At 58.0% G+C, this 20,922-nt stretch carries 23 protein-coding genes; 17 read left to right on the top strand and 6 right to left on the bottom strand.

What is annotated here, in order from left to right; translation table 11 throughout:
• Positions 1-102: 102 nt before the first annotated feature.
• A complete protein-coding gene (locus tag BP38_RS0107215) occupies positions 103-1,026 on the bottom strand; it encodes a transcriptional regulator GcvA (protein WP_026987181.1) in 924 nt (307 codons plus the stop codon).
• Positions 1,027-1,173: 147 nt separating this feature from the next.
• Here BP38_RS0107215 and BP38_RS19510 point away from each other — a divergent pair, with 147 nt between their 5' ends.
• Positions 1,174-1,413 (top strand): DUF1127 domain-containing protein, encoded by a 240-nt coding sequence (locus BP38_RS19510; protein ID WP_035724061.1) that lies wholly within the window; start codon positions 1,174-1,176, stop codon positions 1,411-1,413.
• A 91-nt stretch (positions 1,414-1,504) separates the two neighbouring features.
• Here BP38_RS19510 and BP38_RS0107225 read toward each other — a convergent pair whose 3' ends face one another.
• Both BP38_RS0107225 and moaA read right to left on the bottom strand, forming a co-directional pair.
• Entirely contained in the window at positions 1,505-2,281 is a 777-nt protein-coding gene (locus BP38_RS0107225; protein WP_035724064.1) for an NAD kinase, read from the bottom strand.
• A gap of 125 nt (positions 2,282-2,406) precedes the next feature.
• Positions 2,407-3,453: a GTP 3',8-cyclase MoaA gene (gene moaA, locus BP38_RS0107230; RefSeq protein WP_026987183.1), complete on the bottom strand. Its 1,047-nt coding sequence runs from the start codon at positions 3,451-3,453 to the stop codon at positions 2,407-2,409.
• 175 nt (positions 3,454-3,628) lie between these two features.
• On the opposite strand from moaA, the gene BP38_RS0107235 reads away from it, so the two are divergent.
• Positions 3,629-3,946, top strand: a complete 318-nt coding sequence (locus BP38_RS0107235) for a hypothetical protein (protein ID WP_155992267.1) — start codon at positions 3,629-3,631, stop codon at positions 3,944-3,946.
• A gap of 16 nt (positions 3,947-3,962) precedes the next feature.
• On the opposite strand, the gene BP38_RS0107240 is transcribed toward BP38_RS0107235, so the two are convergent.
• Both BP38_RS0107240 and BP38_RS0107245 read right to left on the bottom strand, forming a co-directional pair.
• Complete coding sequence (locus tag BP38_RS0107240; RefSeq protein ID WP_026987185.1) at positions 3,963-4,826, bottom strand: C40 family peptidase; 864 nt, start codon at positions 4,824-4,826, stop codon at positions 3,963-3,965.
• The gene (locus tag BP38_RS0107245) at positions 4,823-6,898 is read right to left on the bottom strand and encodes a 4Fe-4S binding protein (protein ID WP_026987186.1); all 2,076 of its coding nucleotides are present in this window, start codon (positions 6,896-6,898) and stop codon (positions 4,823-4,825) included. Before BP38_RS0107245 ends, BP38_RS0107240 begins: the two co-directional genes overlap by 4 nt.
• A gap of 238 nt (positions 6,899-7,136) precedes the next feature.
• Here BP38_RS0107245 and fdhD point away from each other — a divergent pair, with 238 nt between their 5' ends.
• The 11 genes from fdhD to BP38_RS22895 all read left to right on the top strand — a co-directional run bounded on the left by fdhD (position 7,137) and on the right by BP38_RS22895 (position 16,089).
• Positions 7,137-8,045 (top strand): formate dehydrogenase accessory sulfurtransferase FdhD, encoded by a 909-nt coding sequence (gene fdhD / locus BP38_RS0107250; RefSeq protein WP_211250260.1) that lies wholly within the window; start codon positions 7,137-7,139, stop codon positions 8,043-8,045.
• A complete protein-coding gene (mobA, locus tag BP38_RS0107255; protein WP_026987188.1) occupies positions 8,042-8,653 on the top strand; it encodes a molybdenum cofactor guanylyltransferase MobA in 612 nt (203 codons plus the stop codon). Before fdhD ends, mobA begins: the two co-directional genes overlap by 4 nt.
• A 74-nt stretch (positions 8,654-8,727) precedes the next feature.
• Positions 8,728-9,264, top strand: a complete 537-nt coding sequence (locus BP38_RS19515) for a DUF3305 domain-containing protein (protein ID WP_162175132.1) — start codon at positions 8,728-8,730, stop codon at positions 9,262-9,264.
• Complete coding sequence (locus BP38_RS21675; protein WP_051609084.1) at positions 9,261-9,944, top strand: DUF3306 domain-containing protein; 684 nt, start codon at positions 9,261-9,263, stop codon at positions 9,942-9,944. Before BP38_RS19515 ends, BP38_RS21675 begins: the two co-directional genes overlap by 4 nt.
• 181 nt (positions 9,945-10,125) lie before the next feature.
• On the top strand, positions 10,126-10,722 hold the full coding sequence (locus BP38_RS0107270; protein WP_026987189.1) for a TorD/DmsD family molecular chaperone: 597 nt from the start codon (positions 10,126-10,128) through the stop codon (positions 10,720-10,722).
• Between the two features lie 38 nt (positions 10,723-10,760).
• Positions 10,761-10,961 (top strand): hypothetical protein, encoded by a 201-nt coding sequence (locus tag BP38_RS0107275; RefSeq protein ID WP_026987190.1) that lies wholly within the window; start codon positions 10,761-10,763, stop codon positions 10,959-10,961.
• 46 nt (positions 10,962-11,007) lie between these two features.
• On the top strand, positions 11,008-13,896 hold the full coding sequence (locus BP38_RS0107280; protein WP_026987191.1) for a formate dehydrogenase subunit alpha: 2,889 nt from the start codon (positions 11,008-11,010) through the stop codon (positions 13,894-13,896).
• Positions 13,897-13,922: 26 nt separating this feature from the next.
• Positions 13,923-14,519 carry a formate dehydrogenase FDH3 subunit beta gene (gene fdh3B / locus BP38_RS0107285; protein WP_026987192.1) on the top strand — a complete coding sequence of 199 codons (597 nt, stop codon included), beginning with the start codon at positions 13,923-13,925 and terminating at the stop codon, positions 14,517-14,519.
• A gap of 22 nt (positions 14,520-14,541) precedes the next feature.
• Positions 14,542-14,727: a hypothetical protein gene (locus BP38_RS19525; protein WP_155992269.1), complete on the top strand. Its 186-nt coding sequence runs from the start codon at positions 14,542-14,544 to the stop codon at positions 14,725-14,727.
• 51 nt (positions 14,728-14,778) lie between these two features.
• Positions 14,779-15,909, top strand: a complete 1,131-nt coding sequence (locus BP38_RS0107290; RefSeq protein WP_026987193.1) for a formate dehydrogenase subunit gamma — start codon at positions 14,779-14,781, stop codon at positions 15,907-15,909.
• A gap of 42 nt (positions 15,910-15,951) precedes the next feature.
• Positions 15,952-16,089, top strand: coding sequence for a hypothetical protein (locus tag BP38_RS22895; RefSeq protein WP_169737831.1), 138 nt, complete (start codon positions 15,952-15,954; stop codon positions 16,087-16,089).
• On the opposite strand, the gene BP38_RS0107300 is transcribed toward BP38_RS22895, so the two are convergent.
• Entirely contained in the window at positions 16,086-16,997 is a 912-nt protein-coding gene (locus BP38_RS0107300; RefSeq protein ID WP_026987194.1) for a LysR family transcriptional regulator, read from the bottom strand. The genes BP38_RS22895 and BP38_RS0107300 overlap by 4 nt on opposite strands.
• A gap of 122 nt (positions 16,998-17,119) precedes the next feature.
• On the opposite strand from BP38_RS0107300, the gene BP38_RS0107305 reads away from it, so the two are divergent.
• From BP38_RS0107305 to BP38_RS0107320, 4 genes are all read left to right on the top strand, one after another.
• Positions 17,120-17,821 carry an isochorismatase family protein gene (locus tag BP38_RS0107305; RefSeq protein WP_026987195.1) on the top strand — a complete coding sequence of 234 codons (702 nt, stop codon included), beginning with the start codon at positions 17,120-17,122 and terminating at the stop codon, positions 17,819-17,821.
• A gap of 116 nt (positions 17,822-17,937) precedes the next feature.
• On the top strand, positions 17,938-18,984 hold the full coding sequence (locus BP38_RS0107310) for a TRAP transporter substrate-binding protein (RefSeq protein WP_026987196.1): 1,047 nt from the start codon (positions 17,938-17,940) through the stop codon (positions 18,982-18,984).
• A gap of 102 nt (positions 18,985-19,086) precedes the next feature.
• Positions 19,087-19,635, top strand: coding sequence for a TRAP transporter small permease (locus tag BP38_RS19530; protein WP_051609085.1), 549 nt, complete (start codon positions 19,087-19,089; stop codon positions 19,633-19,635).
• The gene (locus tag BP38_RS0107320) at positions 19,632-20,918 is read left to right on the top strand and encodes a TRAP transporter large permease (RefSeq protein WP_026987197.1); all 1,287 of its coding nucleotides are present in this window, start codon (positions 19,632-19,634) and stop codon (positions 20,916-20,918) included. Before BP38_RS19530 ends, BP38_RS0107320 begins: the two co-directional genes overlap by 4 nt.
• Positions 20,919-20,922: the final 4 nt, after the last annotated feature.

A 20,922-nucleotide genomic window follows, 5' to 3' on the forward strand; every position in this document is an offset into this window, starting at 1 on the left:
TGGGGGCCCGGAGATAGGGAGTTCATGAAAGGGCCGGAGCGCGGCAGAGTCGCGCTTTGGTCATCTGGATAACTCTAGGGCCTCTGACCCGTGGAAGAAAGGTCATGCGGCTGTTATGGCCGCGCCCGTCTTTTGAGTTTCTGCCTGAATCCAGTTGAAGAAGGTGCGGACAGGCTCACGGTCGACAAGATTCGGGCGTGTTACGAAGTAGTAATTGTACGTCGTTGGAATTTCCGGGCCGAAAGGCTTGATCAAGAGCCCCTTTGCCATGTCGTCAACGGCCAGGGATGCGCGTGCCAAGGCGACGCCTTGTCCCGCAATGGAAGCAGTCAGGAGCATGCTAGAATCATTGAACCAAGGTCCTCTGCGTGTGGCGAGTTCAGGAAAACCAGCAACTTCCAGCCATCCCTGCCAATCGATCTCGATGTCTCCGCCGAAAACCTCATCGTGCAAAAGGGTATGATGCTTGAGGTCCTCTGGCCGGGACAGCGGCTTGTCTCCGGAGAGCAGGGACGGGCTGCAAACGGGAAACTTCCGTTCATGCAGGATTTTCTCGCTGTGAAGACCGGGATATTTCCCAACGCCGAATCGAAGTCCGACATCTATATCCTCGCGTTCCAGGTCGGCCAGTTCGTTCCTGGAAGAGACCAGAATGTCGATCTCGGGATGAAGAGCCTGAAAGGAGGCAAGCCGCGGCAATAGCCACTTTGCCGCAAAGGAGGGCAGGGTGCTGACCCGCAGCGTCGTGTCGTTGTCATGGCGGACAAGCTGGCGGGAGGCGTCATTAATCAGGTTCAGGGCCTGGGCAACCGTGGGCAGGTAGTTCTGTGCGGCGCTTGTCAGTGCAAGATTTCGATTCTGACGCAGAAAAAGATCCTGTTGGAAATATTCTTCCAGAGCACGAACCTGATGGCTGATGGCGGCTTGAGTCACATTCAGCTCTTCGGCTGCGAGCGTGAATGATCTGTGTCGCCCCGCAGCTTCGAAGGCGCGCAGGGCATTGAGGGGTGGAAGTTTTCTCTTCATGCTTCTGCATTAGAAAATCTAATGGATAAGATGAGATAATCCCGTTTGTGCTTCGCAAGCGCAAGGGGCAAATTATGCTTTAAGGAAAAGAGCAGGGCCCGCTCTTTCAAGGAACTGTAGACCACTGGTTCATGAAAGGAACTAATCATGTCGCAGATTTGCGAAAGGCCCGGCCTTGCCCGGAATTCCAGTGCGGCTGTGCATATTGGCACCACCCGGTTGCTGACTGAACTGGCCATTCGGATTTTCGAGACTCCCATTGTCTGGATGGAACGCTGGGAGCATCGGCAGAAGCTGCGTCAGCTGGATGATCGTATTTTGCGGGATATCGGGCTAAGTCGTGCGGATATCTATCGCGAAGCACGAAAGCCCTTCTGGCGTGCATGAGCCAATCCAGACCCCTGTCCCTGGAATTGTTGTGCTGTCAGCGGAAGCATGGCTTTCGCTGACAGCCACGTTTTCCACTGGATAACCATGTTCAGGGGATGAATTGCTCCTTCAGGATCCGTTCTTCCAGATTGTGTTCGGGGTCGAACAGAAGGTGCAGTTTGGTGTTTCGATTCTCTCGTACACGAACCATGTCCACGTTCCGGATTTCCGTAAAATCTGCCGTCGCACTCACCGGTCTTTTGGAACTTTCCAGAACCTCAATTTCCACCTCTGCCTTTTGGGGCAGCAGGGCACCACGCCATCTACGCGGACGGAACGCGCTGATCGGGGTCAATGCCAGCAAGGGTGTTCCAAGGGGCAGGATGGGACCATGCGCTGAGAGATTGTAGGCCGTGCTGCCGGCAGGAGTTGCAACAAGGGCGCCGTCGCAGACGAGCTCTTCCAGCCGAGTCACGCCGTCGATACGAATGCGTAGCTTGGCGGCCTGACGGCTTTGCCGGAACAGCGCGACTTCGTTGATGGCCAGTGCTTGGGCCGGGGTGCCGTCAGCGGTTCTGGCCTCCATCTTCAGGGGGTGAAGGGTTACCCGTTCGCTGCGTGCCAAACGCTCATACAGATTGTCTTCGCTATAGGCATTCATCAGGAATCCAACCGTGCCCCGGTTCATTCCGAAGATGGATACACCGTCCCCAAACTGTTCGTGCAGCGTTTCCAGCATGAAGCCATCGCCGCCAAGGGCGATTATGATTTCCGCATCCCTGGGAGCGACGTTGGGATAGAGTTGCTGCAAACGTTCTGCCGCCGCCTCGGCTTCCTCGGTTTCGGCATGCACGAAGGCAAGGGAAAGGTCTCTTGGGTCAGCCATGATCAAGGAAGCGCCCTGCGTGATGTTTCAGGCGGACAGTATAGCTTCAATCTTCACAGGAAACAGACCAACCTGCCTGTCAGAAACGGATAAGCACTTCTGTGAAGGATGGGTGGAAAGCTCCTTCAGCCACCGGTCACGCTCATGTGCCGGCTGGCCACCCCCTGCTGGTTGTCCCGGTCGATGATGAAATCATGGCCTTTCGGCTTGCGCGTAATGGCTTCGCGAATGGTCTGTTTGACCAAGCCATCATCATCGCTTTCGCGCAGCGGCGTGCGGAGGTCGGCGGCATCCTCTTGGCCCAGGCACATATAGAGTGTACCGGTGCAGGTCAGGCGTACCCTGTTGCAGCTTTCACAGAAATTGTGAGTCAGCGGGGTTATGAAGCCGATACGTCCGCCGGTTTCCCTGCAATAGGCATAGCGGGCCGGCCCCCCTGTCTTGTGATCGCTTTCTTCCAGCGTCCAGTTCCTGGCCAGGTCCTTGCGCAATTGCGAAAGGGGGTAATACTGGTCAAGTCGGTCCTCGCCGCCGATGTCGCCCATGGGCATGACCTCAATGAAGGTGAGATCGAAGCCTTCATCCCCGCACCAGGACACCAGGTTGTCGATCTCGTCATCGTTGACGTTCTTCAGGGCCACGGTGTTGATCTTGATGGAGATCCCGGCGCGTTTTGCTGCCTGCAGCCCCTCCATGACCTTGTCATACTTGCCCCAACGCGTGATGGCCTTGAACTTGTCCGGGTTGAGTGTATCCAGCGAAACGTTCAGGCGCTTCACGCCACAGGCCGCAAGCTGGTCTGCATAACGAGTCAGCTGGCTGGCGTTGGTCGTCAGGGTCAGTTCTTCGAGCTGCCCGCTGTCGAGATGACGCGAGAGGCGTTCTATCAGCCACATGATGTTGCGACGGACCAGGGGCTCACCGCCTGTGAGGCGGAGCTTCCTGACGCCAAGCTCCACGAAACTGCTGCAAAGCCGGTCTAGTTCCTCGAGGCTGAGCACTTCCGATTTCGGCAGGAAGGTCATGTCCTCGGACATGCAGTAGACACAGCGGAAGTCACAGCGGTCGGTCACCGAGACACGCAGATAGGTGATTGCGCGTTCGAAGGGATCGACCAGAGGGGCTTCCCCGTTGTCGGGAACTGTCTGTGGGACGGGCTGGGTATCTGACATCTTGATCCGCCTTGTGGCTGTTTGTGCCCTCAGCTTGTCAGTGGGGGCTGAACATTTCCTAACTGCAAGCTAACATAATTTTTGCATCTTGCAGTGATGAGTCCAAGCTTTCTGGAAGAGAAGACGAACCAGGAATGGTCTTTATGCCAAAAGGCCGTAAAAGGAGTGCCAAGCCGTGCGCATGATTTCGCCTGGGCGACTGGTTGCCCTGCTAGTGATTCTGGGTTGTGGTGGCCTGCTGGCGTACCTCAATTGGCCGGACAGCTTTTCCTCCAGATCGGGAGCGGAGTCCGAGGCAGGACTTTCCGATGACCCGGTCGAGCGCTGCATTGCCGAGGAACGAGCCCAGATTGACCGGATGGTCGAGGAAACGCCCGACCTTGAAAGCCGCAGGCAATTGTTTGTCCAGCGAGCCGAGGCACGATGCGAGGCGATAGTCGGATCAGGCAACTCTGCACCCCCCGCCGGGGATTCAGGACAAGACCTGAATTGACAGCTGACCCTGGTGGTTACACCACGGGACGGCGCACCAGGCGCAGGGGGCCGCCATCGGATTGCGCGCGCTGGTCCAGCTCATGGAAGGATTCCATGACAACTTGCAAGGGGGAGGCCGTCGCATTGACGACACTGTCCGGTCCCAGGGCAATGGCCACGTGTCCTGGCCAATAGAGCAGGTCTCCGCGTTGGAAAGACTCGCTGGGTGCGAGGCGGTCCCCCAGGTGTGGGTCCTCCTCCTGCTGGTCGCTGTCCCGGGGTATATTCACGCCGGCAGCGGCCAGGGCGAGTTGCACGAGGGCGGAGCAGTCCAGGCCGAGGCTGGAGCGACCGCCCCAGAGATAGGGTGTTCCCAGGAAGCTCAGGGCCGTTGCTGTCCAGTCCGGTGAGCAGCTGTCGATGGTTTCTGCATGGCGCGCATAAACCCAGCCTTCGGTTTCAAGTAGCAGGAAGCGTCCGTCACTTTCCCGGATGTGAAGTGGCGTTTGCAGGGACAGATAGTCGTTTACGGGACTTTTGATGTCCGGTGCAGTGAACAGTGGGGTCCTCAGCACCGATACGCGATGGGTCGCGGCCGTGTCCAATACAGGTCCCAGATTGTTCTCACGCAGATAGCCAACGTAATTGTCCGTCTGGCATTGAACCCACGCCCATCCCTCCTTGCGCTCAAATACGAGAACCTGCTCCGACTGCATCAGTTGACTGTCCAGGGGGGCAGTGTCGTCCGGTCGACGTCTCAGGTCTGCCAGCGCTGCCCGGATGGTTGCCTGTTGACCATCGACATAGGACTCGGCCTGGACCTGCCCCTTCAGGCGTGCATCGGCCAGGTCCGGACGGAAGGCTGAAAGCCTTGGATTGAGCTCTTCTGACGCACTCATGACGACTCGCCCGACTCGGATCCTGTGCGATTGGCTTCACGGTTCTTGCGGCGTTCTTCCTGCAGGCGCAGGTCTTCCTCCGTGGTGTGCATGGCGGGGCGGGGACCGGCCGCCATGGGCGTATTGGGATCCTCGAAGGTCGCCGCAACCCGACAATCCTCGCACATGCGCACCCGGTCGATCTGTTCCTCCTGCATATACATGGAGTGCAGTCCGCTTAACTTTTCGACGATGCGTTCAATGGATTGCTTGACGCCGAATGGGGTACCGCATCGGATGCAGTGGAAGGGTTCCGCCTCGTTCAGTGTCCTTGGCTTCTTTGCCTCGTCGGTGAAATCCACCTGTGGAATCAAAGTGATCACGTTTTCGGGGCAGGTCGACTGACAGAGCCCACACTGCACGCAGGCCTCTTCCTGGAAGCCGATCCAGGGCCGGTCGGGATCGTCGAGCAGTGCACCGACCGGACAAGCGGGTATGCAGGCCTGGCAAAGTGTGCAGCCTTCGGTGTCGATCTCTATGCGACCAAAGGGTGCGCCGTCCGGAAGGGCAATCCGATCGACCGGGGTGGGCGCATTGTCGTGAAGGTGCCCCAGCGCCAGATAACTGCGACTGCGCTTGTTGCCGAGCGGAAGGAAACTGCTGGCCGCTGCAGCAGCCCCCTGGGGCAGGGCTTCTAGCTGCTGTTCCACAGCATCCGGATCGAGTGCGTCGATCAGGCTGAAATGCCCGCGGCCATAGCCAAGCCCGTCCGAGATGCTTTCGACCAGTTCAATGGTCTCTTCCAGGACAGGCAGGTCGTCCCGTTTGGACGGGGGAACCAGGATGGCCGTTGCAGCGGTCCCATAGGCCAAGGCGCAGAGATAGATGTCGAAACCACCTTGGGTGACTTCGTTCATCTCCACGGGCAGGACATTTGCAGGCAATCCATTGCCCAGACGCGCCATGTAGGACAGGAGCTCCCGACCGTGCTGTCCATCGTGAAACAACAGGACCGGGCTCTCCCCGCCACTGGCCCGATAGCTGGAGAGCAGGACGCGGATTCGTTCTACCAGACTCGCAGTATCGGGCAGGCGGTAGTCCATGGCCCCGGTTGGACAGCTGGCAGCACAGAGCCCGCAGCCGCCGCAAACATGGGGGTCCACTTCAACGATGTCGCCAAGTGATTGGATCGCCGACAGTGGGCAGGAGTCGATACAGCGATTGCACCCTTGCTGGCGGCTTCTGGAATGCGCACAGATGCTCTCATCATATTTCACATACTTGGGTTTTTCGAACTCTCCCACGAGGCCGCTTGCATCCAGAAGCGCCTTCTGGACCGCCACTACATCGCCCGGATCAGGACGGAGATAACCGTCGTGACGCTCATGCGCCGGCAGGAAAGGGGAGCCTCCGGATAGATCCAGCAAGAGGTCACAGGACAGGCTGGTGGGACCTTTCCAGTCCTCGAACGCGAAAGCACTGCGCGAGGATGGAGAGGGCGCTGCATAGCTTTCAATCTCGGCTTCGAAAGCACCCAGGTATCCGCTGAGTCTGTTGATCCTGCCGGCGAAAATGGGGAACGCCATGGGTTCTGGCGGAAGGCTGCCCTCGTCCTCGGAGATCAGGACCGTGACCTTCAGGCGGTCGCTGAGTTGGCGGGCGGCCTGCAATGCAAGATCGGAGGGTCCGTAAATCAGGCAGTTTCCTTCCGATGTGAGCGTCACGCTACCGAAAGGCTCGGTCTCCACGGCCGCGGCAGCCAGAAGGGCGGCCATTTTGGGGGCCACCTGGGCAACATCGCGCGACCAGCCGGCGGTCTCACGAATGTTCGTGAAGCTGACCCTGTCGTTTGCCTGGAAGTCGTCGGCGATTTCCGAGAACAGGGGGGCTTCCTGGGTGCAGGCAACAAGCAGCTCTTCACCGCTTTCCAGGGCCGCCTGGTAGTTCTCGATCTGACTGCGGCAGAGCTGGGTATTCAGGAACAGCTCTCCCTCGCCACCAGCCTTCTGACAGACCTTTTCCAGCCCCAGGCTTGAGAGGGGCATGGTCTTTTCACAGTCACAGACCAGGACGCGGCGGTTGCGCATCTTCATGACGCTATCTCTCCCGTAGCCCGATGCCATGTGGGCCGTTTATGGATTGTTGGCCTTTGTGCGATGCTAGATCAAAGCCAAGGGGAAATAAAAGGTTCCTCTGGCCGCATGCGGGTGATTGCCGACCAGCCCTGACGCGTCCCATAGTGTTGGAGAGATACGTACGGTTGGGCAATTGCTTTTCAGGGAACAGTCAAAGGACACTTTGATGGGAAATCAGCAGGCAGGACAGGCCGAGATGCTGCGCAAGGCCAGGATTTTGGATGAAGAAACCCTGGGCGAGTTCCTGGTTCGTCCCGATGTGGACGATGAAAGACTGGTCAGCCGGGTTCAGGGTATCGACCAGAACGGCTTGCCAGTGGAAACGGATGTGGTCAGCGAGCGGCCCCTGACACTGTACCTGAATCGCCAGGAGATCGTGACCATGATGACCATTGGCGATCATCCAGAATACCTGGCCGTGGGCTATCTGCTCAATCAGAACATGCTGCACCTGGATGACCGCATCATGGCGATCGACCATGATCCCGAGCTCGACGTTGTGGTGGTGAGAACGGAACGCGAAACGGATTACGAGGACAAACTCAAGAAGAAGGTGCGCACATCCGGCTGTGCCCAAGGGACGGTTTTCGGGGATCTCCTGGAAAAACTGGACGAGATAACACTGAGCACGGACCATGAATTGAGAACATCATGGCTTCCCGAGCTGACTCGCAAGATCAACGGAATACCAAGCCTTTACCTGAAAGCAGGCGCCATTCATGGCTGTGTCCTCTGCAGTCAGGACAGGCCATTGGTCTACATGGAAGACGTCGGCCGCCACAATGCCGTGGACAAGATCGCCGGCTACATGTTCCTGAACGCTATCTCCAGCGCGGACAAGATCTTCTATACCACCGGCCGCCTGACCTCGGAGATGGTGATCAAGACGGTGCAGATGGGCATACCCATCCTGGTTTCCCGCTCGGGCTTCACCGCCTGGGGGGTGGAACTGGCACAGCAGGCGGGCCTGACCCTGATCGGGCGCTGCCGTGGCAGCCGCTTCATGGCGCTAGCCGGCCAGGAACGCATCCTGTTCGATGCCAAGGAAAGCTATGAAGAAGACAGTCGACACCGCCGCAAGGCCGCCAGGGATGATGTGGAATGACCCAGACCGTTTGCGGAATCCTGCTTGCCGGCGGGCAGTCCCGGCGCATGGGGGGCGGTGACAAGTGCCTGCGTGAACTTGCCGGAAAGACGATCCTGCAGCATGTAATCGAACGGGCAGCCCCCCAGGTTCAGGCTCTTGCCATCAATGCGAATGGTGATCCCCAGCGTTTCGAGGCCTACGACTTGCCTGTCGTGGCTGACAGCATCGAAGGCTATGCCGGTCCTCTGGCGGGCGTGCTTGCCGGTATGGAGTGGGTGGCGGCACACAAACCATCCTGTGAATTGATGGCCACCTTCGCCACCGATGCCCCCTTTGCGCCGCGGGATCTTGTCCCCAGGTTGCTGGATGGCCTGGCGGCCGAGAATGCGGATATTGCCGTAGCTTCGTCAGCCGGAAGGTCGCATCCCGTCTTTGCGCTCTGGCCGGTTCACCTGCGCAAGGCCCTGCGGGAGGCCATGATAGGTGAAGAGGTGCGCAAGGTGGATGTCTTTACCGCTCGTTACAGGGTTGCCACGGTTGAATGGAATGCGCGCGGAATGGATCCCTTTTACAATGTGAATCGGCCGGACGACTATGAACATGCGCGACAGTTTCTGCAGGCATGAGACGGGGTTTTGCGGCTGGGCCATTCGGGGCTATCGTGACGTGATGTGACAGCTGGAAAATGGGAAGAGACGAGGTGACGTCCACGGATGCAAGGATGCCCCTGGGGGTCGTATTGGAAAAGCGTGAAAGCCAGAACAGGTGGGTGAGCCACGTCTGGCGGGCCGTCGAGGTCTTGCCTGGTGCGCCCGCCCGTGATCCGGAGGGGTCTTGGCCCTCGCTTGGCCTGTTCGAGATGGGTGAACGCTTCCATGCCGGCACATTGCAGCTCGAGTTGACCCGGAAACTGACGGATGGCTATCGCTCCAACATTTCCCAGCGGGAACCGCGAGTCTATGTTGTCCTGAGGCAACGTAGTGACAAAGACGGCCGGGCGCCGCTGTACCCCTTCCTCGTAACCGTTTGTCCCTTGGAGGCCGAATTCTACGCGGTTGGTGGAGAGGAGACCGTGGAGGATGTGCCCATGCCGGAGGAGGTCGTGGCTTTCGTGAGCGATTACGTGCGCCGCTATCATGAGGAGCTTCCTTTCCACAAGCGCAAGCGCGGTTCGAAGAAGCGGGACGAGCAGGGGACTTTCGAGGTTCGTGGATCCTCAGGAGGAGAAACGGAATGAATGATCGGCAAGGCTCCTTCTTCAGGCGATGGTCCACGCGCAAGCAAAGCCGTGTGCGTGATGAAGTTGAGGGCGGCAGCGACGCTCCAGAGCTTGTTGAAGAACAGACAGCACCGTCGGATGATCGGCAGGCGCAACAAGAGATGCTGCCGCCGGACGATTTGCCGGACCCTGAAACCCTTGGGCGCGATGCGGATTGGTCGGTTTTCATGAAAAGCAATGTGCCGGCGGAGCTTCGACGTAGGGCCATGCAGCAGCTTTGGCGGGTCGATCCTGTCTATGCAAACCTGGACGGGCTTGTCGATTATGCGGATGACTACAACGACCCTGTCATGCTGTCCAGGAAGGTCAAAACCCTCTTCCAGGTTGGTCGTGGCATGGTGATGCCGGATGATGAATCCCAGGATGTGCCCGAGGGCGGTGCAGAAGTGGGCGAGGGCACTCAAATGGCAGGAGGTGCACACGAAGCAGTACCTGAAGACCCCTCAAGCGAACCAGATGGAGACTCGAATGCTGTTTCGGTGAAGCAATCAGGAACCGCTGAAGAGGGCGAAGTTGCTGCTGGGCCCCGAACACCGACCTTTCGCAGCCGCAACATCACTCCTGACGAGAGAGCCGGGAAAGCGCGAAGCCGAGAGCCAAAAGGTTCTGCGATGAAACGTCGTTGGGACCTGGGTTGAATTCAACGTACGCGCGAGCCATGAAGTAACTCCATGTCGCATTGCAGCATGTTGATTTATTGACAAGCGATTGGAAGCCCGGCTCTAATTAGGTTAGATTAGAATATTTAAAAATTAACGGGTCACATAACCACTCCAAACAAGTAACCACTCCAAACAAGGACCCGTCAGGAGAGAGAGATTGACGACCGATGCCGAGGTCGAAGAAGAAGACCGCCTACGGGCAGACTGGTACGGCTTGCTGGCGCGTCTTCTGGGCGCCGAACCGGATGATGCCTTCCTGAGTTCGCTCGCTGAACTGGAGGGCGATGACAGCGAGATGGGGCAGGCCGTCACGACGCTTGCCAAAACGTCTGCCCGTCTCAATTCCGAGGATTTGAAGCACGAGTACTTTGCCCTTTTCATCGGGGCGGGTGAATCGGAGCTTCTACCCTATGCATCCTATTACAAGACGGGCTTCCTTAACGATCGACCCTTGTCGCGTCTGCGCGGCGACATGCTGTCGCTTGGCCTGGCGCGGAATGAGGGAGTCAGTGAGCCGGAAGATCACATCGCTTCGCTTTGTGAAATGATGGCAGCTCTGATCGCCGGGGATTTCGGGGATCCGCTTTCCCTGGAGGAACAGAATGTGTTCTTCGAGAAGCATCTGAATGGTTGGGCCCAGCGTTTTTTCGAGGATCTGGAAGCCGCGCCTTCAGCGCATTTCTACATGCCGGTCGGCACGATCGGTAAGATTTTCTTTTCCATAGAGGCGCAAGCCTTCGAGATGGCTGCCTGACCCTGCGACGGTTGGGAGTCGGTGCAAGGAGAGCTCAGATGAAAGATGATGAACTGAAATCCAAGAGCCGCCGCAATTTCTTTAGCGCTGGACTTGGCACCGGTGTTTTGGGCGCGGCTGGGGCCGTGGCCCTGAACCTGGGAGGCAACGAAGCGGAGGCAGCTGAAAGCGGCAAGAAATCCGCTGGATATCATGAAAGCGAGCATGTGCGAACCTATTACGATCGTGCGCGCTTCTGAACAAGAAAACAGCTCTTAAAAGCAGGCAGATACTGGGGAGAGGACGATGCTTACCAGGAAATCCACGGGAACGGTAACAGGCTCCCACATGATGAAGGCGCTTTCCGGTGTGACTGGAAAGGCCGTCGATCGGCGCACTTTCCTGCGCCGTTCCGGCATGGCTGCCGGTGGTTTGGCTGCGGTTTCGACGCTGCCGCTGGGACGGGTTCGCAAGGCCAATGCCCAGGAAAGCGGTTCGGGCGAAAGCAACGTCCAGCAAATCAAGTCTGTCTGCACGCATTGCTCGGTCGGGTGCACGGTAATTGCCGAGGTCGAGAATGGGGTCTGGACGGGTCAGGAGCCAGGCTGGGACAGCCCCTTTAACCTTGGGGCACACTGTGCCAAGGGGGCGGCTGTGCGCGAGCACGCTCATGGCGAGCGCAGGCTCAAGTACCCGGTCAAGCTGGTTGATGGCAACTGGGAGCGCATGTCCTGGGAAGACGCCATCAACGAGATCGGCGACAAGATGCTGGAGATCTACGACTCTTCGGGGCCGGACTCCGTCTACTGGTTAGGCTCGGCAAAGCACAACAACGAGCAATCCTATCTGATCCGCAAGCTGGCGGCCTTCTGGGGGACGAACAACGTCGACCACCAGGCACGCATTTGCCACTCCACTACCGTCGCCGCTGTGGCCAATACCTGGGGCTATGGCGCGATGACGAATTCCTACAACGATATTCACAATTCCAGTGCGATCTTCCTGATTGGCGGAAATCCGGCTGAAGCTCATCCGGTTTCACTGCAGCATCTGATGAAGGCGAAGGAAGAGAACAACGCCCCATTGATTGTCTGTGACCCGCGTTTCACGCGCACGGCGGCGCATGCCGATGAATATGTTCGGATGCGCCCTGGCACGGACGTCGCCCTGATCTGGGGTATTCTCTGGCACATTTTCGAGAATGGCTGGGAGGACAAGGAATACATCCGCCAGCGCGTCTGGGGCATGGAGCAGATTAGGGAAGAGGTGGCCAATTGGACGCCGGACGAGGTGGAACGCGTAACAGGTGTGCCGGAATCGCAAGTGGCTCGTGTTGCGCGGACCCTGTCGAACAATCGCCCCTTCACGATCATCTGGTGCATGGGAGGAACCCAGCACACCATCGGCAACGCCAACTGCCGGGCCTACTGCAATCTGGGACTCGCGCTCGGGGTCATTGGCGTGCCGGGCGGCGGCACCAACATCTTCCGGGGGCATGACAACGTGCAAGGCGCGACAGACCTGGGAGTTACCCAGGATACCCTGCCGGGCTACTATGGCCTGTCCGAAGGTGCCTGGCACCACTGGGCGCGTGTCTGGGAGGTCGACTACGAATCCCTGTTGGAGCGTTTCCCTGACAAGGAGATGATGGAGAGGGCCGGTACCCCGGTTTCGCGCTGGTTCGACCTCGCGCTTGAGGCCAAGGAAGATATCGATCAGCCGGACAACCTGCGCGCCATGGTCTTCTGGGGGCACGCACCCAACTCGCAAACCCGCTTGCCCGACATGCGCAAGGCCATGTCAAAGCTGGACATGCTGGTGGTGGTCGATCCCTTCCCCACCTTCACAGCCGTCATGCATGACCGCACGGATGGGGTCTATCTCTTGCCGGCAACGACCCAGTTCGAAACAGTCGGATCGGTAACGGCCTCGAACCGCTCGCTGCAATGGCGCGAGAAGGTGTTCGACCCACTGTTCGAGTCGAAGGTCGATCACGAAATCATGTATCTCTTCGCCGAGAAGTTCGGCTTTGCCGACGAAATGTTCAAGAATATCGAGGTCAACGGCAAGGAGCCCCTTGTTGAGGACCTGACTCGTGAGTTCAACCGCGGGACCTGGACCATCGGCTATACGGGCCAGTCTCCCGAGCGCCTGAAGAAGCACATGGCCAACCAGCAAACCTTCGACAAGACATCGTTGCGTGCGCGTGGCGGGCCCTGCGATGGGGATTATTACGGCTTGCCCTGGCCGTGCTGGGGAACAGCCGAATACAATCATCCTGGAACCCATGTGCTTTACAACAACACCATTCCGGTCAAAGAGGGAGGCGGTGCCTTCCGCGCACGTTTCGGCGTGGAACGCGATGGCGACAATCTGCTGGCAGAGGGATCCTATCCTGTTGGATCCGAGATCGAGGACGGCTATCCCGAAGTGACCATGGCAATGATGAAATCCATGGGATGGGATTCGGACCTGACCGACGAGGAGCGTCAGATCATCGAGGAGGTCGGCGGAGACGATGTCGACTCCGTGAACTGGAAAACCGATCTGTCTGGTGGCATCCAGCGTGTGGCCATCGAGCATGGTATTCAGCCCATGGGTAACGCCAAGGCACGGGCTGTGGTCTGGACCTTCCCGGATCCGGTGCCGTTGCATCGCGAGCCGCTCTACACGCCGCGTCGCGACCTTGTGGCGGACTATCCCACCCACGAAGACCGCCAGATGCATCGTCTGCCAACCCTCTACAAGACGATCCAGGATCAGGACTTTTCGGAGGACTTCCCGACCATCCTGACCTCCGGACGGCTTGTTGAATATGAGGGTGGCGGTGATGAAACGCGGTCCAACCCCTGGCTGGCAGAGTTGCAGCAGGACATGTTCGTCGAGATTAATACCGTTGATGCCAACAATATAGGTATTCGCGATGGCGACATGGTCTGGGTATACGGCCCGGAAAACGAGGCCCGCGTACGCGTGAAGGCCATGATCACCGAGCGTGTTGGCCGCGGTGTGGCCTTCATGCCGTTCCACTTCGGTGGCCATTGGATGGGCGAAGATCTGCGGGACAAGTATCCTGATGGTGCAGACCCCTATGTCCTGGGTGAAGCGTCCAACACGGTCCAGACCTATGGCTACGATGTGGTCACGGGTATGCAGGAAACGAAAACAACGCTTTGCCGCATTGAACCGGCGTAAGGCCCTGGGGGAGAGGAGATCAGATAATGGCACGTATGAAGTTTCTCTGCGATGCAGAACGATGCATTGAGTGCAACGCTTGCGTAACGGCTTGCAAGAACGAGAATGAAGTTCCCTGGGGCGTCAACCGGCGCCGTGTCGTCACCATCCAGGACGGAGAACCGGGCGAGCGGTCCATTTCCGTCGCCTGCATGCACTGTTCCGATGCGCCCTGCATGGCCGTTTGTCCCGTGGACTGCTTCTATCAAACGGATGAAGGCGTGGTCCTGCACTCAAAGGATCTCTGCATCGGCTGTGGCTACTGCTTCTATGCCTGCCCCTTTGGCGCGCCGCAGTTCCCGCAGGCCGGTAACTTTGGCAGCCGCGGCAAGATGGACAAATGCACTTTCTGTGCCGGCGGGCCCGAAGAGGATGGGTCTCAGGCCGAGTTTTCGCAATACGGCCGCAACCGCCTCGCCGAAGGCAAGCTGCCGCTGTGCGCAGAGATGTGCTCCACCCGCGCCCTGCTGGCCGGGGATGGCGACGAAGTTTCGGATATCTATCGCGAGCGTATCGTCGCGCGTGGCTTCGGGGCCGGTGCCTGGGGCTGGGGAACAGCCTACGACATGAAAGCTGGCGGCTGATTTGTCTGTTTCGGATTTTGGGATGAGATTGACAGTTGTGTGCACTGCTCTGGTATCGCTGGCGGCGCTTGCCGCCTGCGACCCGGACGAACAGGATCGTGTCCTTTACCATGAGCCTGGAACCTATCAGGGCAAGGCCGATACACCTCTTTCACAGGAACAGGTTCGCGACTTGAGAGGGCGTGCCACTCTGCAGGGACGTATGTAGTAGAGATGTCTGTGTTTTAATGGCGTCATGGTGAAGGAAAAGGGACTGACCATGAGTATTGCGAGATTGGCCCTGACTGTTCCTGCTCTCGCCGTGATGCTGCTTCTGGCAGTCGCCATGCAGGGCGGGACCCTGTCGGAAGCCTGGGCCCAATCGGCCGAGCAACCGCCAGCCTCGTCCGAAGGGCCGGTCGGTGGCGCCGTTCCGGGCAACAGTCTGGGCACCACGAGCGATGCTGATCAGTGGCGCGCAATCCGTGGTGGCCTGCAGGGGTCAGTTTCCATTCCTGACACGAAGAGCGGTGTGCTGATCCAATCGGGAGGAGAAGGCTGGCGGTCGATCCGCAACGGACCCCTCATGACCTATGGCTCCTGGGTTCTGTTGGGAACCATCATACTGTTGGCGCTCTTCTACCTGATTCGCGGGCGTATCCGGCTTGAGAAGGGCCCATCAGGTATCCTGATCGAACGCTTCGGGGGGCTGGAGCGTTCCGTGCATTGGATGACAGCTGTTTCGTTCATTCTGCTGGCCCTGACGGGAATCAACATCCTCTGGGGACGCCATGTCCTGCTTCCAGTTGTCGGCCCGGAAGTTTTCTCTGCCCTGACCCTTGGGGGCAAATATGCACACAACTTCCTGGCTTTCCCCTTCATGCTCGGTGTTCTGCTGATGTTCGTGCTATGGGTTGGGCAGAACATTCCAAACCGTCATGATCTGGTCTGGTTTGCAAAGGGTGGGGGCATGTTCTCGAAGCACTCTCATCCCCCCGCACGCAAGTTCAACGGCGGTCAGAAGATCATCTTCTGGGCGGTCGTCCTTGGAGGGCTGTCGCTGTCGCTTTCCGGAATTTCACTGATGTTTCCGTTCGAATTCGCCCTGTGGCAAAAGACCTTTGCCTTCCTGAATATTTTTGGCACTGATTTGCCGGATTCCGTTTCTCCCATCATGGAGATGCAGTTCAGTTCTCTGTGGCATTCCATACTCGCCATAGTCATGTTTGCCGTCATACTGGCGCATATCTACATCGGTACGCTGGGAATGGAGGGTGCCTTCGATGCCATGGGCAGCGGTTATGTGGACGAGAACTGGGCGCGTGAACATCACAATGTCTGGGTCGAGGAATTGCAGCAGAAGCCTGACCGTTCGTCAGGAAACAGCAGCCGTGCGCAGCCGGCCGAATGAGATGAGGCCACCGTCACGGATGCGAACAGGGGTGGAAGAATCATGAAGGCTTTCGTTGCCGGCACATTGGCTGCAATCGTTATATCAGTGGGAGCGGCACTCGTTCTGGATGTGATGGTGCAGTCTTCAAGTGGTGAGGCCTTTTCCACCGACAACGTGCGTTTGGGAGACCGCGACTAGTTCCTTGGGCCATCGTGCGTCCTGTCCCAGTGGGTACACAGGAATTCAGTGAAGGTTTGCAGTCCGGGGGATGCAGAGCTTTCGTCCCAGGCGGCACAAATCGGTATGCGGCGCGTGATATCATCCAAGGGCTTTATGACCAGGCCGCGCCTCTGAAGATTGCGTACACAACTCGAATAGACGCTCACCCCTGTACCAGCCGCGACCAGTCCGAATATTCCTTCACTGCTGGAAGCTTCCTGCAGGATGCGCGGGAAGAAGCCGGATTCATGGCATAATACGAAGAGACGTTCGCGGTGGGCTGCCCAATAATCGCTGTTGCCCAGAACGAAAGGTTCGTTGGCCAGATCGGAGAGCCTCAGGCTCGCAACGTTGGCAAGCGGGTGCGAGGCGGGGAGCAAGGCGACGTAACTGTCGTAATCGAAAGTATAGTTGTGTATCCGGTCGTTCTCGAACGATCCAATCAGGAAGCCCATGTCGATCCGATGCTCCATCAGGGCTGTTCGCTGCCTGGTCGTTGGCATGAAGGAAAGGTCCAGCCGTATGCTGGGGTGGGCTTCCCGGAAGGCCCGTATCAGTTCAGGCAGACGGCCATTGATCGCGAAATCCATATAGGCAATTCGCAGCTCGCCGTAGATACCCTGTGCTGTATAGCGCGCCAGATTGACTGCGTGCTCCAGGTGGCCGACGCCCAGCTGGGCTTCCAGCAGGAAGGCGCGGCCAGCTTCGGTCAACTCGGCTGAGCGAGTGGTCCTGTTGATCAGTTTCGTCCCGACAGATTCCTCAAGTTCCCGCAGTGTGCGGCTGAGCGCGGGCTGTGAGATATGGAGGCGCTCGGCGGCTCGATTGAAGTGCAGCTCTTCGGCCAGGAGGACGAAAGCACGGATGTGACGCAGAGCTACAGACATATTAATAATCTATACGATATGAATAAAACGGTAATTGATATTTTACTCATTACTATTGATGCATCAAGTTCCTCAATCAGGCGCCTGTGATAAACGGCAGACCTTAATGCGGGAGGCACCTGATGGCTGAAACACTGGATGAGATGTTGACCCGTGCCTTTGACGAGGCACGTGCGCTTTACAAGGAGCGTGGGTTTCAGCGTCGCGTGGGATTCGGTAGAAAGCCGGCACTGATCAATGTTGATCTCGCCAATGCCTGGACGCGTCCAGGGAACGCCTTTACCTGTGAAAACATTGATGACCAGATCATACCTGGCGTGCAGCAGCTGCTGGCAGCCTGCCGCCGCAATGGGCATCCAGTCGTACATGTGACGACCTGCTACCAGGTCACGGACCGAGAGAATCCACATACCGACATGGGCTTGTGGCACAACAAGATTCCTGTTGAAGCCGTTCCTGAAAATCGCCCGGACCTCTGGGCTATTGATTCGCGGATTGAGCCTGTCGAAGGTGAACAGCTTCTGGTGAAGAAGCGTGCCAGTGCATTCCACGGCACCTATCTGGCCGGGTTCCTTCGTTCTGCTGGTGTGGACACCATTGTGGTGACCGGCGTCACGGCATCGGCCTGTGTGCGCCAGACAATCTGTGACGGGATCGCGGATGGTTTTCGAACCATTGCCGTAAAGGAATGCATTGGAGACCGTATTCCAGGTGCCGTTTCATGGAACCTTTTCGATATAGACGCAAAGTTCGGCGACGTCGAATCGCTCGAGCGCTGTGTCAGCTATCTGGATGAAGTTGGCAGCAATCCAGCTGCGGCATGATCCGGACACAAGGAGCTGTTGGGTGGGCTCGCCTGCCAGTTCCTTATTATTGCTCCATAAGGACAGCGGGAATTGTTCCCGCTGACAGAAAAGTGAAAACAGAAGGAGATCGGGAGATGACAAGCAATCTCAAGAACGGCCTGTTCGCGCTTGCGGCGGGAACGGCCCTGAGCCTGAGCATCGTAGGTGCAACACCCGAGGCGCTGGCTCAGGACAAAGTCGAACTGAAAATGCACAGCCAGATCGTCGAATCGCGTCCGGAAGCGGAGTATCTCCAGGAGTTTGCCGATCGCGTGAACGAACGGGCAGAAGGCGAGCTTGAAATCCGCGTGTTCCATGCGGGCTCCCTGGGTGTGAAGGATACCGACCTGCTTCGCCTCATGCAGAGCGGCTCCGTGGATATGGCCATGATGTATGGCGAGTATTACAAACGCGATGCACCTGAATTGGCTGCAGTCTATGTTCAGGGCGCAATCGTGGAGCCAGAAGAACACCTGGAGCTGCTACCAACCATCCGGGAAATCTACGAAGAAGCCTATGCGGACTGGAACATCACCACGGTCGGCGGAGTTGTAAGCCCGGTCTTTGATGTCGGACTGCATTGCAACGATCCCGTAAACACCCTGGAAGGGCTTCAGGACAAGAAGCTGCGCGTGTGGGCCGGCCATCTGGTGGACACCTTTGACAAGCTTGATATCGCATCGCAGGTCATTCCACAGAATGACATGTATGTGGCCCTGCAGACCGGTGTTGTCGATTGTGCCTACTACCTCTCGACCGTCGCCGAGACTGTTTCGCTTCAGGAGGTTACGGATTATGAAGCCTACCTGCATCCTTGGGCCGCTGTCCCTTGGATGTTTGGTGTGAACGAAGAGGCCTGGGACAGCCTTTCGCCTGAACTTCAGGAAATCGTTCGAGAGGAAGGCGAGCGGATGTGGGAGAAGACCCGCGAGCTAGCCGTCGATGAAGAGCGCGAAAGCGAAGCACGCGCCCATCGTGAAGAGCTGGGCATCACCATGCTTGAGCCCTTTTCCGATGAAGACGTGACCCGTTTTGTCGAAGCCGCCAATGAAGCCTGGGCCGAAATGGCACAGGACGCAGGCGACAAAGGCATGGAGTACTACGAGCGTATGCAGGAAGCGATTTCCGAGCTGGATCGCTGATCTGCGCAGCTGACCTTGCCCTCTTTCCTGTAACTTTGACAGGAAAGGGGGCAGTCTTGCCAATACGGAAATGACCATCACCGAACGGGGTGGCACTTAATCATGCAGATACTCGTTAACGCGGTGCACAGGCTGGTTCAGCTCATGAACATTCTGGGCGCAGCGGCGGCTGTCGTAATGACAACCATGGTCTTCGCCGGTGCCGTCATGCGCTATTTCTTTGGGGCACCACTCAGGTTTTCCGACGAAATGGTCGGACTTCTCTTTGTTTCGATGGCATTCCTGGCCATTCCGCTGGGCGTCTTCCGCAACCAGCACATCACGATCGATATCCTCAGCCGCAAGATTCCCCGTCCCTGGGCGTATTTGGCCAATGCCATCGCCCTGGTGATCCTGATGCTCTTCTCGTTCGCCTTTGTCTGGTCCTCCTACCAGTTCATGGACTTCTCGCGCGAGATCTCGTCACGTTCGGATATCGGAAGCCTGTTGCTCTGGCCCTGGATGGCGATCATGCCCACCTGCATGGGCGTTGCCTTCCTGGTAGCCCTTATGCAGTTCCTTGATGCCTTCCGGGTCATGGCCGGGCGGGAAAGCTATTTTCCCTCCGAAGGCTATTCCACCGAGGAGCAGCCGGAAGGGGGGCATCCATGACCTGGACGATTCTTGGTGGTGCTCTGCTGTTAACCCTTCTGACCGGTGCCGTTCTGGGCGCCTCCCTGGGGCTGGCGGGGTTCGTCCTGTTGGAATTCCAGGCCGGGGGCGCCACGGATCTGGCAATCACATCGGTGTGGAATGTCTTTACCGACTTCACACTGAGTGCGGTTCCCATTTTCATCATCCTGGGGGATATCCTGCTGGCCAGTGGTGTCAGCACGCGAATCTACAATGGCCTGACGCCCCTGTTTCATAGAATCCCGGGGCGTCTGCTGCACACCAACATCGCGGTGACCACGATCTTCGGGGCCGTCAGCGGTTCCAGTACGTCGACGGCAGCGGCGATCGGTTCCGTCGGTTATCCAGAGCTTGCGCGCCGTGGCTATCACAAGCCGACCATCGTCGCATCCCTGGCCGCAGGCGGCACCCTTGGGCTGTTGATACCGCCAAGCCTGTCGCTTCTGATCTATGGTGCCACGCAGAATGTCTCGATCGGCAAACTCTTTCTTGCCGGTATCCTGCCAGGCATTATCATTGCCATGGCCTTTGGCATCTATCTGATGCTGGCCAGTCTGATAAAGCCCGGGCTGACCCCCAATGACGAGGAGAAGCCAGGGTCTCGGGAAATCCTGCAGGGCCTGGCCCAGATCTGGCCGCTTCCGATCCTGATTTTCTTTGTTCTGGGTACCATCTACCTGGGGTTGGCCACGGTTACGGAAGCCGCCGCCATGGGGGTTGTCGCAGCCATCCTGCTCGGGTTCTTCTGGGGGGATCTGACTCCCAGGAAACTATGGGGATCCTTTCTCAGCTCGACCGTGATTTTTGGCGCCATTGCCATGATCCTTCTGGGGACGATCATCCTGGCCCAAGCCATCAGCATTCTGGGACTGCCGCGCGATCTGGTGGACTACATCGCGACGCTTGGCCTTTCCAAGTACGAGGTGCTGTTGCTTGTGGTGCTGGTCTACCTGCTGCTGGGCTGTTTCTTCGATGGAATCTCCCTGCTGCTGATGACCCTGCCAATTTCCTTCCCCCTGATGATGGCGCTCGGTTTCGATCCGATCTGGTTCGGGGTCATCGTTACCATCCTTATGGAAGTTGGCATGATCACGCCGCCGGTGGGTTTGAACCTTTTCGTTCTGGTGACCATGACCAACCGGGAGGTCGACCTTGGTCAAGCAGCCTGGGCCACCGTTCCCTTCTGGCTGATCATGGTTCTTTCAATCGGCTTTTTCACACTATTCCCGGAAATCATCCTGTTCCTGCCAAGCTTCTACTGACGGG

The organism is Fodinicurvata fenggangensis DSM 21160 (assembly GCF_000686045.1).
Taxonomy (GTDB): domain Bacteria; phylum Pseudomonadota; class Alphaproteobacteria; order Kiloniellales; family DSM-21159; genus Fodinicurvata; species Fodinicurvata fenggangensis.